This window comes from Ruegeria sp. BF6, assembly GCF_056538665.1.
In genome coordinates, this window is record NZ_JBQFTN010000001.1 from 1417873 (window position 1) to 1432879 (window position 15007).

Here is a 15007-nt window from a genome sequence, read left to right on the forward strand (position 1 = left end):
CACATGAAACATGTAAAAATCTCCGATCTCACGGTCGGTAATGATCTGCCTCTGACGATCATTGCCGGTCCCTGCCAGCTTGAAACCGCGGATCATGCCCAGATGATCGCCGGTAAAATGAAAGAGGCCTGCGATGCCGCCGGTGCGCAGTATGTCTTCAAGGCCTCTTATGACAAAGCCAACCGGACATCATTGTCCGGCGCGCGCGGTATGGGGATTGATGCCGGGCTGAAGGTTCTGGACGACATTCGTAAAACGATGGGCATTCCGGTTCTGACCGACGTTCACACCGAGGCCCAGTGCGCCATTGTAGCCGATGCGGTTGATGTACTGCAGATCCCTGCTTTCCTGTGTCGCCAAACCGATATGCTTCTGGCTGCGGGCAACACCGGTGCTGTGATAAACGTCAAGAAGGGTCAGTTTCTTGCCCCGTGGGAAATGCCAAACATCGTGGCCAAGATCGAAAGCACCGGGAACACGAAAATCCTGCTGACGGAACGCGGCTCGTCGTTTGGATACAATACGCTGGTTGCCGACATGCGTTCGCTGCCGCAGATGGCCCAGACAGGTTACCCGGTGGTGATGGACGCCACCCATTCGGTGCAGCAACCCGGCGGACAGGGTGGTTCGTCTGGCGGTCAAAGAGAGTTCGCTCCGGTCATGGCACGGGCCGCGGTCGCCGTTGGTACTGGCGCTGTGTTCATGGAAACGCATCAGGACCCGGACAACGCGCCTTGCGATGGTCCGAACATGATCTATATGGACCAAATGCCTCAATTAATTGACACATTGATGCGCTTTGATGCATTGGCCAAAGCCAACCCAATTCAGATTTAATTAAGAGCGATAGTATGACCAAACCCATCCCCGAGGTGACCCCGAACACCTGGAGCTTTCTGCGCGACGCGATGATCAAACCTACGGGATTTCGCGAATACGACGCCCGCTGGAAATACCCCGAAGAGATCAACCTGCCTGGCATGACGGCTTTGGGTCTGGGCCTGGGCACACAGATGCGCAGACGCGGGATCGAGCCTGTGATCGCAGTCGGCAACGACTATCGCGACTATTCTCTGGCGATCAAGAACGCGCTGATCCTGGGCCTGATGCAGGCCGGTATTCAGGTCAAGGATATCGGCCCGGCGCTTAGCCCTATGGCCTATTTCGCCCAATTCCACCTGGACGTTCCGGCGGTGGCCATGGTCACCGCCAGCCACAATCCGAACGGCTGGACCGGTGTTAAAATGGGCTTTGACCGTCCGCTGACCCATGGCCCGGACGAGATGTCGGAACTGCGCGATATCGTTCTGAACGGCGAAGGTGTTCCGCACGAGGGCGGCTCGTACGAATTCGTCGATGGCGTGAAAGAGGCTTACATCGCCGATCTGGTCGGGGACTTCAAAATGTCCCGCCCGCTCAAGGTTGTATGCGCAACCGGCAACGGCACGGCCTCGGCCTTTGCCCCTGAGATTTTCGAACGGATGGGCGTTGAAGTGGTGCCAAGCCACAACCGGCTGGATTACAATTTCCCCAACTACAACCCCAACCCCGAAGCCATGGAGATGTTGCACGACATGGCCGGTACCGTGAAATCCAGCAACGCCGATCTGGCGCTGGGGTTTGATGGTGACGGCGACCGCTGCGGCGTTGTGGATGACGAGGGTGAAGAGATTTTTGCCGACAAGGTCGGCGTGATCATGGCCCGCGATCTGGCCAAGCTGTATCCCAACGCGACCTTCGTGGCCGACGTGAAATCGACTGGCCTGTTCGCCAGCGACCCCGAGTTGCAGGCGCATGGCGTCAAGGCGGACTACTGGAAAACCGGTCACAGCCACATGAAGCGCCGGGTCAAGGAAATCAACGCTCTGGCCGGGTTCGAGAAATCGGGACATTATTTCCTGGCCGCGCCGATCGGGCGCGGTTACGACTGCGGCATGCGGGTTGCAGTTGAAATCTGCAAGCTGATGGATCGCAATCCGGACAAGAGCATGTCGGACCTGCGCAAGGCGCTTCCGAAAACCTGGTCGACCCCGACCATGTCTCCCTATGCCGCCGACACCGAAAAGTACGACATTCTCAAGCGACTGGTGGACAAGCTGGTCGCCAAGGCGGACGCTGGCGAGGCGTTTGCGGGTCGCGCGATCAAGGAGGTCGTCACCGTCAACGGCGCGCGGGTCATTCTGGACAATGGCAGCTGGGGTCTGGTGCGCGCGTCTTCGAACACACCCAACCTAGTTGTGGTCTGCGAAAGCAGCGACAGTGAAGACGAAATGCGTGCCATCTTCGCCGATATCGATGCCGTGATCCGTACCGAACCCGGCGTCGGCGATTACGACCAGACTATCTGATCCGAAACAGAATTGGGGCGCCTGCGGGCGCCCCGTTTTAGTCTCCGCCCAATAGTTTGAGCAGGCCTTTCCTGGCCTCTTCTTCCAACTTGTTTTTCAAAGCGTCCTCGGCACTTTCGGTGTCGGTCACCACGGTGCCCAGTTCATCGCTGACCTTGTCCAGCACCTTTTGCTTGGCATCGTCTTCCAGATCCTTGAGTTGCCCCTCGGCTGCGGCTTCGATCACTTTGGTCAGGTCAGGCTTTATGGACGGATCGCTCCACGGTCCTACAACACGAACCGGTACCGACAGGCCCTGCCCGGAATTGGCCCTGAGAGCGGTAGGCGTGAACAGATAGTCAATCGTTTGCGCCCCTATATTGACCTGCCCGGTTCCGTCCGCCCGGAAATTATCCAGCGACATCAACAAGTCATTATTGGTCAGAATACCCTGATCGATGATGAAGCTGGCTGTCAGACTGTTGAACACCGTCGTCCCGCCGGCCCCCTTGCCCCGCCCCATCAGGCGGTCCAGGTCAAAGCCCGAAATTACACCCTGTCCTACATTCAGGCTACCTTGGCCGCTGAGGGATCGCATAATTTGGTCCTCGGTCTGCCCGACGCCCAAAAACTCGAACTCACCTGAAGCTGCACCCGTCAAACGGTTTATCCCGGCCACTGCGGACAGGGCTTGTTGCAGGTCGATGCCTTGGGCGTTCAGCTTACCGCCGACGGACAGACCGTTCCTGTTATTGGCAACCACCTGCCCGTTCACCTGACCCGCAAACAAAGTGGCCGGACTCATCCGCAGCACCGCCCGGGACCGATCAAGGCTGAGCGTCAGGTCACTTGGCCCCAACGTCAGCTCTGGTACGGCAATGGATGAAGCCGTCAGGCGGATCTCTCCATTCGCCAAGGCCAAGGCTGAAGCATCGATTGGATCGGTTGACCAACCGCTTTCCGGCGCTGAAGTCTTACCGGATCCACCCCCGGTCGATGCAGGTGCGTCGTTGTAGCGGGACAGGTCGATATCGCCGCCCTTCAGCCGTGCTGTGATTTTGGGTGGATCCGAAATCTCGATATCTGCCTCACCGGTGAATCGGTTGTGATCCAGCTGCGCCACCAAATTTCGCAACGATATCCGGCCATCACCCGTATAGGTCATATGCCCTGACACATCGGCGGCACGACCCAACCCCAGTGGCACACCAACACCGTCCTGCCCGAATGCGGCCAGCATCTTTTCTGTACTTTTGGTCTTAACCTCCAGATTGCCGTCCATCTCACCTGCAATGTTGACGCGGCCGTCAAACCCGAACTCCCCTCCCGGCGCTGTCAGGGCCAGTTGCAGCGGCGTTACAGCGCCCGAGGCATAGGAGGGCAGGTCCGGGATTTCCAAATTCACCTTCACCTTGCCGCCCGGAACGGCCATCCGCGCCTCCATTATCATGGGAGCCGTCGGGTCAGGCCAGTTGGCAGACAGATCAACATTCGAAAAATCATACGTCGTCGTGCCATCCTCGATATAAAGAAGGCGCGCGTTGGTCAGTTCCAATCGGTCCAGAGTCACCACCCCTTGCGAAGTCGCTTCGGAAGATGCAGTGCCGCCACCAGAGGTCGGCTGAGGGCTTGGGGCGCTTAGCTCCCAATTCCCACGCCCGTCTGACAGTTCCAACCGTAGGACCGGCTTGGCTGCAATGACTCGTCGTATCCGGAAATCACCATTCCACAATCCGGCAGCATCAACCCCAACCGCCAGGCTTTCGGCACTGAGCATCGGGTCCGGCCCTGCCCAAGGCGCATTGCCGAACGTAACAGGGCCGGTCTCAACCCCCAGAACCGGCCAAAAAGACAGGTTAACATCCCCGGACAGGGTCAACTCGCGGCCCGTCTCCTTTTTGACCTGTTCTACCAGGATCGCGGCCAGCTTGTCGCCCGGCATCAGCAACAATACGCCGATGACAAGGCCGAAGGCGATCACAAACAGGAATAGAATGCGCAACAGCCACTTCATTTTTCTGCTCTCCGCTTATTGGGCATGCGTTGAAAAGATCATTCAAAGCCTAGCCCCCATTTGCAAGGGGAAGCTTTCCCCACTATATGCCGCGCCATGAGCTCGAACCCTCCAAACCTCCGCCCCGACCTGGCACCTACTGCCCGGATCACCGACACGCCGCGCCTGAACCAGCCGACCATTGGTATGGTGTCACTGGGTTGCCCCAAGGCGCTGGTCGATAGCGAGCGGATTCTGACCCGCCTGCGGGCAGAAGGATACGGTATTTCGCCGGATTACTCCGGGGCTGATGCCGTGATTGTGAACACTTGCGGGTTCCTCGACAGCGCAAAGGCTGAATCTCTGGATGCTATTGGTGAAGCTTTAGTGGAAAACGGCAAGGTCATCGTGACCGGATGTCTGGGGGCCGAGCCGGATTACATCCGCGAACATCATCCCCGTATCATGGCCGTGACGGGGCCACATCAGTACGAACAGGTACTGGATGCTGTACACATCGCTGTTCCACCCGACCCAGACCCCTTCGTGGACCTGCTGCCCGCCGCCAGCGTGCAACTGACCCCGCGCCATTACAGCTACCTAAAAATCTCCGAGGGCTGTAACCACAAGTGCAAGTTCTGCATCATCCCGGACATGCGCGGCAAACTGGTCAGCCGTCCGGCTCATGCGGTGCTGCGCGAGGCTGAAAAGCTGGTCGACAATGGCGTGCGTGAATTGCTGGTGATCTCGCAGGACACCTCGGCCTATGGGCTCGACCGCAAATACGATGTAAACCCGTGGAAAGACCGTGAGGTGCGCAGCCACATCACGGATCTCGCGCGTGAGCTTGGGCAACTCGATGCCTGGGTCCGGTTGCATTACGTCTACCCCTACCCGCATGTACGCGAGTTGATTCCGCTGATGGCGGATGCGGGCAGCAACATCCTGCCCTATTTGGATATTCCCTTTCAGCACGCCCACCCGGACGTGCTAAAGCGCATGGCCCGCCCTGCTGCGGCCGCCAGGACGCTGGACGAAATCGCCGCGTGGCGCGCGACCTGCCCCGACATCACCTTGCGGTCGACCTTCATCGTTGGCTATCCCGGCGAGACCGAAGCCGAGTTCCAGACCCTTCTGGACTGGATGGACGAGGCGCAACTGGATCGTGTGGGGTGCTTCCAATACGAAAACGTGGATGGTGCGCGGTCGAACGACTTGCCTGATCACGTTCCGACCGAGGTCAAGCAGGATCGTTGGGAAAGGTTCATGGAAAAGGCGCAAGCAATCTCTGAGGCCAAGCTGGCCGCAAAGGTTGGCCGGACGATCAATGTAATCGTGGACGAGGTCGATGACGAGTCCGCCACCTGCCGGACCAAGTCGGACGCGCCCGAAATTGATGGCAATCTGTTCATCGACGAAGGCTTTGAAACCCTCAAACCCGGCGATATCGTCTCGGTCGAGGTCGATGAGTCCGGCGAATACGACCTGTGGGGCAAACTGGTCTGATCCATTCACCCTGTCTGTACAAAACGTGAGCCAAGTTTATTGGCGTTTACAACGCGATTCGTGGATGATGAAAGGACATTCCGCCTTGTGTGAAGGAGGGTTCGATGTCCTGTCCGCGCCCCTTCGGCCTGAAATGCATAGCAGCGATCCTTGCCGCCCAGCTTTGTCCTGTGCCCGCCATTGCCGATAGCGTCAGCTCGGGCGGGTTCATTATCATCGGCTCCAAACAGCTGAGCCTTCATCTTCGCAGCAAGCACCACGTGCATAGATTCTATGGCGCGCCCAAGGCTTACCATTCCAAGGCCAGGGTTCATCAACCTAAGGCCAAGATTTATCATCACAAGGCGAAACCCAAGGTCTACTACCAAAAGACCAAGCCCAAAGCGTATTACCTGAAACCGACGAAACGACACCACCGCTCGGCGCGAGGGTTCCCAAAGAGACACACCTCGCCTTACCACATTCCACAAAACTATGGCATTCAGCGGCGGGGTTACCGCTTTGGCTGGTAGGAAAGCTGCGGCTTGCCTCAGAAAAGGCTGACCAACCCGACTATCCAGGCCACCCCTGTGGCAACAGCCGTCAAGGCAACTGCTGCGCTGGCTGCGTCCTTTGCCTGACCGGCCAGTTCGCTGTGATCGGTTGAGGTGTGGTCAACGGCACGCTCAATCGCGGTGTTGAGCAATTCGGTCACCAGAACAAGCAGCCCCAAAGCCAGTATCAATGCGCGTAATCCATCGGCAAACGGCAACCACAGCGCCAATGCTGCGGACACAAGGTTCGCCCAGACCCACGACCGGAACGAGTATTCTGCATGCCATGTGGCGACGACGCCCTGCCAGCTCCAACGGGTGCGGTCCTTGAGACGGGTAATAAATGTTCTCATCTGCCCTCGACTTTTTATGGCTGAAACAGAAACCGGAATAGTGCGCGGCAGACAAGAAAAAACCGCCCAACGGCGGCCATGTCGCTGATGTTTGTGCGGGCGGCTTTGGCAATAAGCCGCCCGCGAAGTTCTTATTGAGCGACCGGGTTACAGACGGTCTGACCAGCTTCAGTCGTGGCCAACTCGGTCCCTGCCGGGCAGCTCGGCGTGCCGTATTTGTCATACTCAGGCGTGATGTATACCGGTGCCGGCTCTTCCTGCTGAGAGCAAGCAGCCAAAACAAGGGCAAATGCACCTACGGCAGCAAATTTTAGTTTCATGTCCGTCGTTCCTCTATTAATTTCCTGATATTGCCCAAGAATTCGGGGCCGGGCATAGAATAGGGCCTTGATGGTATTATTGCAACGAATTCAATCACAGGTTTGTGAGTAAAGGCGGAACCACGCTGGTAACCCCCTCAGAAACAGCGGATTAATGAGCAAAAGCTACCGTTTTCTACGCATCCGTCTACACTCTTGGGATTACATCAGCCAAAGACGGAGTAGCCCCATGTCAGACAGCCCCATCATCGCGCAAAAAGGCCCCTTCCCGGTCGAGGTAACCGAAGGAAAAAGCTATTTCTGGTGCGCGTGCGGCCAATCCAAACGGCAACCGTTTTGCGACGGATCGCACAAGGGGACCGGCTTCGAACCGGTCAAGTACACCGCAGACAGCAGCAAAAAGGTCTTTTTCTGTGGGTGCAAACACAGCGCAAATCCACCGCTGTGCGACGGGACTCACTCCAAGGTCTGATCAGGACTTCAGCGCGTTCAACAGATCGGCATTGGCGCAGAAATCCGGGGCCGCGTGGGCCTCGGATTGTTGTTCAGACAACCAGATTGCGCATGGGCCACTGCAGTTCGATGCCCGGCAGCGTGTCACCAATTCAGCGTATCGGTCCGGTGACAACCGACCTTCGGCCATTGCTTCGGTCAGCGAGATATTCATACACCTCGCCACAGACCGGCTGAGCCAAAAGTGTTTCTCAACATCTCCCAGAGCAACCCGTTTCATGCGTTTTCCTGCACTAGTCTTGCTTTGAGCGCCGAAAACCGTTGTCGGTTCTTACAGGTTTGCGGAGCGCCAGCAACGGTTTCATGTTGATCCAGCCAGTCGGGGCACCGGTTGGCCCAACTGCAGCCCCTACAATATTGAATCATCTCCGCCCAGTCCTGCTGGGTCAGGTGCCCTTTCTGGTGCGCCTCGACCATATCCGTTCCGGTCAACCGTCCCATATGCAGGACAAGACGCAGATGGGTCATGATCTCTCCGAGATGCGGCATCGAGTTCTCCGGTAGTTAGGTGGCAAGTTTACCGAGCAGTTCCTGGTTACGACAGTACTCTGGCGTTCGGGTCACCAAGGCGGGCTGGTTCAGAAAACGTAGGCAATGACCGGGGTTCGGGCAGTCCGTGCAATTCAGTACAGCGTCGGACAACTGGTCGATCGACACGTCGCCACCGATAGCCGCCTCTTGCAAATCCACCCCCAGTTTGGAGGCCATCCGGTCCACCAGACCGGCATGGAGTTTTAGAACTTCTCGGTTGGGCATCGAAGGTCCTTTCTGTCACGCGTCCAGAACAGGATAGCTCAACGCCCCAAACGGGCCTTTGACTCAGGTCAAGACCCCATTCCGATGTGATCCAGATAGGCCCGGGTGGCATCCTGCACGCGGCGGAAACGGTCCCCACCGAGCTTCTTTCCGCCATACCAGCGGGTGACGATCACCACGTGATCATCCATCCCTGCACGTTCCAACATACGCAGGATCACCATGCCCGCGCCGCTTTCGCCGTCATCCGCCTTGAGCGCACCCGTAGGCAAAACAGCCGCCCAGGTGTTGTGCGTGGCCTTGGCATAGGCCTTGTCCGACTTGAGGTCCTGCAACGCCGCGTCAACATCCGCACGCGTTCTGACGCGTGCACCCGTCACTGCATATTTGGATCCCCGGTCCGTCAGGATCACGCCCAGTCGTGTCAAAGACGTCATTGTGTCAGACCCAACTGTCTTGCTGTATCCTGAACGATCTGAACCCGCGCTGCATTTGGGGGATGTGTGCCCAGAAACCTATCCCCCGGATCAGGAAGGCGGTCGAAATACTTTGCGCCGATCAGGGGATTGTACCCGGCGTTGTGGGTGATGATCGTTCCCAGTTGATCCGCCTCCAGTTCAAATGCTTTTACGTTCACCTGCACGCCGACCTCAGCCCCCAGCTTCTGCGAACGTTCGAGGTCTTCGCCATCCTCGCCATGCAGCTTGCCCAGATCGTTGAAGATCGCAGCACTTTCCTGCGCGTTTTGCGATTGCCGGTCGATATGTCCCAACACGTGATGCGCCGCCTCGTGCCCCATCACAAAGGCCAACTCGTCAGCATTTTCTGCGGATTGGATCATCGCGCGGGTAAAGATAATCACCGGCTGATCCTTGTCGTCCCGCGTCTGAAACGCGTTCGCCGGAGCGCGCGGGTTCAAATCGACCAGAATCGTGAAATCACAGTTGCTGACCCTGGCCTGACGCAGGCACTCGGCACGGGCTTCTTTGCTAACTGCGCGGCTGATCTGCTGAAAAGTTGCCGCGTCGACCTGAAATTCACCCGAATCCTGCGACCATTCCGCCGCCGGTTGCACACGCAGGACACCGGTGCTGCAGGCCGCCAGCACCAGAGGAAACAGCAAAAAGGTCAGACGGCGCATTCATGTTCCTTTGAAACGGCGATCCCGTTTATCAAAACCATAGCGCGGCCCGCGCGGGACTGCCACCGCGCTAATGTAGCAGAACGGGTTGCATTGCCGCCCAACGCCCTGCACTTTGGCTTCATGTTTTCGATTGAGCATGAATTCGACTCGACAGTCATTACTCTGGTGGACGAAGGCCCCAAGCCTTTGCAAGAGGATGTCGTCATCAACAGCTTCGCCGAATGTGTGACGCTTGAGCAATTGGACCCTCGTACGGACCAGATTCAGAAGATAACCCTGTCGCCCGAACAAGTGCGCGACCTGGCTGCCGCGCTGGACCTGCCCGAGGGCGTGTATCAGATCCACGAAAGACCGGATCAGGACGCATAGACAAACAGCTTGTCCCGCGCGGTCTGCCCCTTTTTCAGGGTCAAATCGGTCGGGGCAACTCCCATGGCAACGGCCAGTATCTGACGCACGGCGTCATTCGCTTTGCCGTTTTCGGGTGTAGCGGTCACGGTGATGCGGATGACGCCCTTGTCCAATGCAATGCTGTCCTTTGCCGCTTTGGGCGTCACCCGGACCGGAATTGCCGCGCCGGCAGTGGCATGGGCGGTTAAATCCGGCACATCGCGCAGTTTAGGTTTTGCCATCTTTTTCCTCTTGCTCGCAAACACTCTTGCACGGCGGACCGGGGAATGGAATTGATCCCGCATCTCCAGCTGTTTGCACTTGAAACGCGCCAGACGCTTAACCAGATACAGATTGCCCATGTAAAGGAAGTTAACATATGTCCTTGAAAAACCCGGCCGCCCTGGAATTTCTACAATCGCGCCGGTCGCGCCCTGCGAAGACACTGGTCGCTCCTGCACCAACACGCGAAGAGCTGTTGCCCCTTTTGACGGCCGCCGCACGCAGCCCGGATCACGGCAAGTTGGAGCCGTGGCGTTTTATCGTTCTCGAGAAGGGCGCAATGGACCGTCTGTCGGCGCTGACGCAGGACTGTGGCACGCGGCTGGACAAAGCCCCCGAGGATATCGCAAAAGCCCGCAGCCAGTTCGACATGGGCCATCTGGCCGTGGCGGTGATCGAGGTCCAGAAGCCATCGGAAAAAGTCCCGGTGATCGAACAGACCTACTCCGCTGGTGCTGTATGCCTGGCGCTTCTGAACGCAGCGCTGGCGGCCGGTTGGGGCGCAAACTGGTTGTCCGGCTGGCAGGTCCATGACGCCGAGTTCTGCCGGCAGGCCTTCGGGTTGCAAAACGACGAACGTGTCGCCGGCTTGATCCATATCGCCACCGAAGGCAAAGCCCCACCGGAACGTCCACGCCCCGATATGGCAGCGCTGACCGAGTGGGTCTCGGAATGATGATCTTCAAAGCGTTCTACGCAGCGCTTGGCCAGATCGGAGACCCCAGGTTCCGCGCCGTCCTGTTGCGCGGTGTTGGTCTGACGATTGTGCTGTTGATCGCAGCCTGTGCCGGTGCAATCTGGCTGATAAACTGGCTGTCCGGGGATGAGATTTCGCTGCCCTGGATCGGTGCCGTACCCTGGCTGAACGACGTGTTGAACTATTCCGGCATATTTTTGGTGCTGATCCTGCCGGTGTTCCTGATGATGCCCGTTGCCTCGGCCATCATCTCGATGTTTCTGGAAGAGGTCGCACAGGCGGTCGAGGATAAGCATTATCCCACCCTGCCCGCAGTGCCCGGTATCCCGCTCAGCGAAGGGATGCGCGACGCAGCGGAGTTCATGAGCGTGCTGATCGTCGCCAATCTACTGGCGCTGATCCTCTACGCCATTTTCACGCCGCTGGCCCCGTTCATTTTCTGGGCGATGAACGGGTTTCTGTTGGGTCGGGAATACTTCACACTGGCCGCCATGCGTCGGATCGGGCGGGACGGCGCGCGCAAACTACGCGCCAAGCACACGCCCACAATCTGGCTGGCTGGCACCTTGATGGCCATCCCGCTGTCGGTGCCGCTGGTCAATCTGGTGATCCCGATCCTCGGGGCAGCCACCTTCACCCATATCTATCACAAGCTGTCGGGTCCTGCGCCCTGATGGTTACTCGCGCGACTCAAGCTGGTTCAGCCAGTCAAAGTCGCGCACCGAAATCGCTCCCGAGATGATGATCCCGGCAATGATCGCCCAGATCACCACCGAAATCCCGGTGGTGATCCAGAGCTTTTTCTTCATGTGATGCACTTCCGGCGCACCTGAATGGGTGCCCGGAACGATGTCCCCCAGATCACCCTGCGTCTTGATGCGGATCGGCAGCACAACCAACAGCGTCATGAACCAGATGACGGCAAAAAGGACCAGTGCAGCGGTGATCGTCATGACAGCCTCGCTTGGGTCAGACCTGTTCCAGTTCGACCAGGCAGCCGTTGAAATCCTTGGGGTGCAGGAATAGCACCGGCTTGCCATGCGCGCCGATCTTGGGCTCTCCGGACCCCAGAACGCGGGCACCGGATTCCTTCAGATGGTCGCGGGCGGCGATGATATCCTCGACCTCATAGCAGACATGGTGAATGCCGCCCGCCGGGTTCTTTTCCAGAAAGCCGTTGATCGGACTGTCGTCGCCCAGTGGATACAGCAGTTCGATCTTGGTGTTGGGCAGTTCGATGAACACGACAATCACGCCATGATCTGGTTCGTCCTGTGGTGCCCCAACCTTGGCGCCCAGCGCGCTGCGGTACTGCTCGGATGCGGCCTCAAGGTCAGGCACGGCAATGGCGACATGGTTCAGACGACCAATCATGGAACTCTCCTCCGTTCTGCGTTGCAGCGGTTATGGGGGCTGTTCGACCAAAGAACAAGTGCGCCAATTTGCCGTTAACGTCGTGTTAGCCAGAACTTCCTAGCGTGGGTCATCTGCTGATTAGGAGTTCTGCCATGGACGATTCGAGCCCCTTTGCCTCTCCCGCGCAGCCGACGGCCACGCGGCCTCTGCTGGGTCAAACCATTCTGGTTGTCGAAGACAGCCGATATGCCTGTGACGCGATCCGGCTTATGTGCCTGCACAGCGGTGCCCGCATCCGGCGCGCGGATTGCCTGACCTCGGCACGGCGGCATCTGCAGATATACCGCCCTTCGGTCATACTGGTTGATATCGGCCTGCCGGATGGCTCCGGCGCGGAACTGATCGCTGAACTGACCGAGGCCAGCCCACGGATCGGCGCCATTCTGGGGATGTCCGGCGATGATGATGCGCAGGACTTCGCGTTGCAGGCCGGGGCAGACGGTTTCTTGCACAAACCTCTGAAATCACTGTCTCACTTCCAGAAGTTCATCCTGGAAAGCCTGCCCGAGGATCGCCGCCCCAACAGCCTGCACGCAGTCCGGGATGAGGTCATTCGCCCCGACCCGATGGCCTATCAGGACGACATGGCCCATATCGCGGACGTGCTGGCCGGGCCAAACGATCACCGCACATTGGACTATGCGGCGCAATTCCTGCGTGGTGTTGCCCGCGATGCCGAAGACACCATTCTGGCCGATGCGGCGCAAAAGCTGACGGAATCGCGTGCAGGCGGCACGCCCGTTACCGCTCTGGCCGCGCAGGTTGCCGGCATCGTTCAGGCGCGGCTGGAACAGCGCGAGGCGATCTGAGATGGCGACAGCTTACTTTCTGACCGCCGCGATCCTGAGCATCTGGGCCTATTACCAGACCAGAACAACAGCTCGGAGTATTCGTGTGGCACGCGGCACACGCCCCTGCCCATTGTGCTCGGCGGCGCACTCAGGCACGGCACCCGCAACCAAAGAATAACCCGCCGCAGGGTCTGCGACGGGCCTTTGATCAATCCTGCGGGATGATGCGCAATCCCAGCTCCATCAACTGATCCGAGGTCGGATCGGACGGCGCGTCCATCATCAGGTCCTCGGCTCGCTGGTTCATCGGGAACATCATGACTTCGCGGATGTTGGCCTCGTCAGCCAGCAGCATCACGATCCGGTCGATCCCGGCAGCACAGCCACCGTGCGGCGGGGCACCATAGTGGAATGCGCTGAACAGGGCACCAAAGCGGGATTTCACTTCGTCCTCGCCATACCCTGCCAGTTCAAAGGCTTTCAGCATGATCTCGGGCTTGTGGTTCCGGATCGCGCCCGACACCAGCTCATAGCCGTTGCAGGCCAGGTCATATTGATAGCCACGCACGTCCAGCGGGTTACCGTTCAGGGCTTCCAAACCACCCTGCGGCATCGAGAACGGGTTGTGTTCAAAGTCGATCGCGCCGGTTTCCTCGTCCTGCTCATAGATCGGGAAATCCACGATCCAGGCAAAGGCGAAACGGTCTTTCTCGGTCAGGTTCAGTTCATCGCCGATCACATCACGGGCCTTGCCTGCGACCTTTTCAAAGGCTTTCGGCTTGCCACCCAGGAAGAACGCGGCATCTCCGACGCCCAGACCCAGTTGCTGGCGGATCGCTTCGGTGCGTTCGGGGCCGATGTTCTTGGCCAGCGGTCCCGCAGCCTCCATACCCTCACCCTGATCGCGCCAGAAGATGTAGCCCATACCGGGCAGACCCTCTTTCTGGGCGAACGCATTCATGCGGTCGCAGAACTTGCGGCTGCCGCCGGTCGGCGCGGGGATGGCGCGGATTTCGGTGCCTTCCTGCTCCAACAGCTTCGCGAAAATCGCGAAGCCAGACCCGCGGAAGTGGTCGGAGACCACTTGCATTTTAATAGGATTGCGCAGGTCAGGCTTGTCGGTCCCGTACCACAGAGCCGAGTCCTTGTAAGAAATCTGCGGCCAGTCCTGATCAACCTTGCGGCCACCGCCAAACTCTTCGAACACCCCGGTCAGAACGGGCTGGATGGTGTCGAACACGTCCTGCTGCTCGACGAACGACATCTCGAGGTCAAGCTGATAGAAATCGGTGGGCGAACGGTCGGCGCGCGGGTCTTCATCGCGGAAACACGGTGCGATCTGGAAATACTTGTCGAAGCCCGACACCATGATCAGCTGCTTGAACAGCTGCGGCGCCTGCGGCAGCGCATAGAACTTGCCCGGATGCAGACGCGAGGGCACCAGGAAGTCACGCGCACCCTCGGGCGACGAGGCGGTGATGATCGGCGTCTGATACTCACGGAATCCCTGATCCCACATACGGCGGCGCATCGAAGCCACGACGTCCGAACGCAGGGTCATGTTCTGCTGCATCGCCTCACGGCGCAGGTCCAGATAGCGATAGCGCAGGCGGGTTTCCTCAGGGTACTCCTGATCGCCGAACACCATCAATGGCAGTTCGTCGGCGGCACCCAGAACTTCCAGTTCGCGCACGTAAACTTCGATCTCACCGGTGGGCAGTTTCGGGTTCACCAACTCGGGAGCGCGTGCCTTTACGGTGCCGTCGATCCGGATACACCACTCTGAACGCACCTTCTCCAACTCGGCAAAGGCCGCGCTGTCGCCATCGCACAGAACCTGCGTGACGCCGAAATGGTCGCGCAGGTCGATGAACAGCACGCCGCCGTGATCTCGGACACGATGCACCCAACCGGACAGGCGGACGGTTTCACCAACATTGGCGGCGGTCAGAGCGGCGCAGGTGTGGCTGCGATAGGCGTGCATGG

The 15007-nt window shown here is 58.8% G+C and carries 22 protein-coding genes; 10 read left to right on the forward strand and 12 right to left on the reverse strand.

All coding sequences use genetic code 11. From position 1 onward, the window contains the following. The first annotated feature begins 3 nt into the window (after nucleotides 1-3). Nucleotides 4-837, forward strand: a complete 834-nt coding sequence (gene kdsA, locus ACR0IM_RS07160) for a 3-deoxy-8-phosphooctulonate synthase (RefSeq protein WP_480641005.1) — start codon at nucleotides 4-6, stop codon at nucleotides 835-837. 14 nt (nucleotides 838-851) lie between these two features. After that, nucleotides 852-2348, forward strand: a complete 1497-nt coding sequence (locus ACR0IM_RS07165) for a phosphomannomutase/phosphoglucomutase (RefSeq protein ID WP_480681303.1) — start codon at nucleotides 852-854, stop codon at nucleotides 2346-2348. Nucleotides 2349-2385: 37 nt separating this feature from the next. On the opposite strand, the gene ACR0IM_RS07170 is transcribed toward ACR0IM_RS07165, so the two are convergent. After that, nucleotides 2386-4341, reverse strand: a complete 1956-nt coding sequence (locus tag ACR0IM_RS07170; protein WP_480641008.1) for an AsmA family protein — start codon at nucleotides 4339-4341, stop codon at nucleotides 2386-2388. Nucleotides 4342-4437: 96 nt separating this feature from the next. Here ACR0IM_RS07170 and rimO point away from each other — a divergent pair, with 96 nt between their 5' ends. Next, nucleotides 4438-5826: a 30S ribosomal protein S12 methylthiotransferase RimO gene (rimO, locus tag ACR0IM_RS07175; RefSeq protein ID WP_480590176.1), complete on the forward strand. Its 1389-nt coding sequence runs from the start codon at nucleotides 4438-4440 to the stop codon at nucleotides 5824-5826. A 104-nt stretch (nucleotides 5827-5930) separates the two neighbouring features. Continuing rightward, entirely contained in the window at nucleotides 5931-6338 is a 408-nt protein-coding gene (locus ACR0IM_RS07180) for a hypothetical protein (RefSeq protein ID WP_480590178.1), read from the forward strand. A gap of 17 nt (nucleotides 6339-6355) precedes the next feature. On the opposite strand, the gene ACR0IM_RS07185 is transcribed toward ACR0IM_RS07180, so the two are convergent. Further along, nucleotides 6356-6712 carry a diacylglycerol kinase gene (locus ACR0IM_RS07185; protein ID WP_480641010.1) on the reverse strand — a complete coding sequence of 119 codons (357 nt, stop codon included), beginning with the start codon at nucleotides 6710-6712 and terminating at the stop codon, nucleotides 6356-6358. Between the two features lie 131 nt (nucleotides 6713-6843). Then, complete coding sequence (locus tag ACR0IM_RS07190; protein ID WP_170325890.1) at nucleotides 6844-7032, reverse strand: hypothetical protein; 189 nt, start codon at nucleotides 7030-7032, stop codon at nucleotides 6844-6846. Nucleotides 7033-7261: 229 nt separating this feature from the next. Between ACR0IM_RS07190 and ACR0IM_RS07195 the strand changes: the two genes are divergently transcribed. Then, nucleotides 7262-7504: a CDGSH iron-sulfur domain-containing protein gene (locus ACR0IM_RS07195; protein WP_480590182.1), complete on the forward strand. Its 243-nt coding sequence runs from the start codon at nucleotides 7262-7264 to the stop codon at nucleotides 7502-7504. Here ACR0IM_RS07195 and ACR0IM_RS07200 read toward each other — a convergent pair whose 3' ends face one another. From ACR0IM_RS07200 to ACR0IM_RS07220, 5 genes are all read right to left on the reverse strand, one after another. Further along, nucleotides 7505-7765, reverse strand: a complete 261-nt coding sequence (locus ACR0IM_RS07200; RefSeq protein ID WP_480590184.1) for a DUF6455 family protein — start codon at nucleotides 7763-7765, stop codon at nucleotides 7505-7507. Continuing rightward, entirely contained in the window at nucleotides 7762-8034 is a 273-nt protein-coding gene (locus ACR0IM_RS07205; RefSeq protein WP_480590186.1) for a DUF6455 family protein, read from the reverse strand. Before ACR0IM_RS07205 ends, ACR0IM_RS07200 begins: the two co-directional genes overlap by 4 nt. Nucleotides 8035-8049: 15 nt before the next feature. Continuing rightward, a complete protein-coding gene (locus ACR0IM_RS07210) occupies nucleotides 8050-8301 on the reverse strand; it encodes a DUF6455 family protein (RefSeq protein WP_480641011.1) in 252 nt (83 codons plus the stop codon). A gap of 68 nt (nucleotides 8302-8369) precedes the next feature. Next, on the reverse strand, nucleotides 8370-8738 hold the full coding sequence (locus ACR0IM_RS07215) for a YigZ family protein (RefSeq protein ID WP_480590190.1): 369 nt from the start codon (nucleotides 8736-8738) through the stop codon (nucleotides 8370-8372). Beyond that, nucleotides 8735-9442: a M48 family metallopeptidase gene (locus ACR0IM_RS07220; protein WP_480681304.1), complete on the reverse strand. Its 708-nt coding sequence runs from the start codon at nucleotides 9440-9442 to the stop codon at nucleotides 8735-8737. Before ACR0IM_RS07220 ends, ACR0IM_RS07215 begins: the two co-directional genes overlap by 4 nt. 123 nt (nucleotides 9443-9565) lie before the next feature. On the opposite strand from ACR0IM_RS07220, the gene ACR0IM_RS07225 reads away from it, so the two are divergent. Next, entirely contained in the window at nucleotides 9566-9814 is a 249-nt protein-coding gene (locus ACR0IM_RS07225) for a hypothetical protein (RefSeq protein WP_480590536.1), read from the forward strand. Here ACR0IM_RS07225 and ACR0IM_RS07230 read toward each other — a convergent pair. Then, on the reverse strand, nucleotides 9802-10077 hold the full coding sequence (locus ACR0IM_RS07230) for a DUF167 domain-containing protein (RefSeq protein ID WP_480590194.1): 276 nt from the start codon (nucleotides 10075-10077) through the stop codon (nucleotides 9802-9804). The genes ACR0IM_RS07225 and ACR0IM_RS07230 overlap by 13 nt on opposite strands. A 137-nt stretch (nucleotides 10078-10214) precedes the next feature. Here ACR0IM_RS07230 and ACR0IM_RS07235 point away from each other — a divergent pair, with 137 nt between their 5' ends. Together ACR0IM_RS07235 and ACR0IM_RS07240 are read left to right on the forward strand one after the other, a co-directional pair. After that, nucleotides 10215-10793, forward strand: coding sequence for a nitroreductase family protein (locus tag ACR0IM_RS07235; RefSeq protein ID WP_480681305.1), 579 nt, complete (start codon nucleotides 10215-10217; stop codon nucleotides 10791-10793). Beyond that, entirely contained in the window at nucleotides 10790-11488 is a 699-nt protein-coding gene (locus tag ACR0IM_RS07240; RefSeq protein ID WP_480681307.1) for an EI24 domain-containing protein, read from the forward strand. The genes ACR0IM_RS07235 and ACR0IM_RS07240 overlap by 4 nt, the downstream gene beginning before the upstream one ends. A gap of 3 nt (nucleotides 11489-11491) precedes the next feature. On the opposite strand, the gene ACR0IM_RS07245 is transcribed toward ACR0IM_RS07240, so the two are convergent. After that, entirely contained in the window at nucleotides 11492-11767 is a 276-nt protein-coding gene (locus ACR0IM_RS07245) for a DUF1467 family protein (protein WP_480681308.1), read from the reverse strand. A 16-nt stretch (nucleotides 11768-11783) separates the two neighbouring features. After that, entirely contained in the window at nucleotides 11784-12188 is a 405-nt protein-coding gene (mce, locus tag ACR0IM_RS07250) for a methylmalonyl-CoA epimerase (protein ID WP_480681309.1), read from the reverse strand. A 134-nt stretch (nucleotides 12189-12322) separates the two neighbouring features. On the opposite strand from mce, the gene ACR0IM_RS07255 reads away from it, so the two are divergent. After that, complete coding sequence (locus ACR0IM_RS07255; RefSeq protein WP_480681310.1) at nucleotides 12323-13039, forward strand: response regulator; 717 nt, start codon at nucleotides 12323-12325, stop codon at nucleotides 13037-13039. A gap of 1 nt (nucleotide 13040) precedes the next feature. Then, nucleotides 13041-13199: a hypothetical protein gene (locus tag ACR0IM_RS07260; RefSeq protein WP_480590202.1), complete on the forward strand. Its 159-nt coding sequence runs from the start codon at nucleotides 13041-13043 to the stop codon at nucleotides 13197-13199. Between the two features lie 30 nt (nucleotides 13200-13229). On the opposite strand, the gene aspS is transcribed toward ACR0IM_RS07260, so the two are convergent. Next, nucleotides 13230-15005, reverse strand: coding sequence for an aspartate--tRNA ligase (gene aspS, locus ACR0IM_RS07265; RefSeq protein ID WP_480590204.1), 1776 nt, complete (start codon nucleotides 15003-15005; stop codon nucleotides 13230-13232). Nucleotides 15006-15007: the final 2 nt, after the last annotated feature.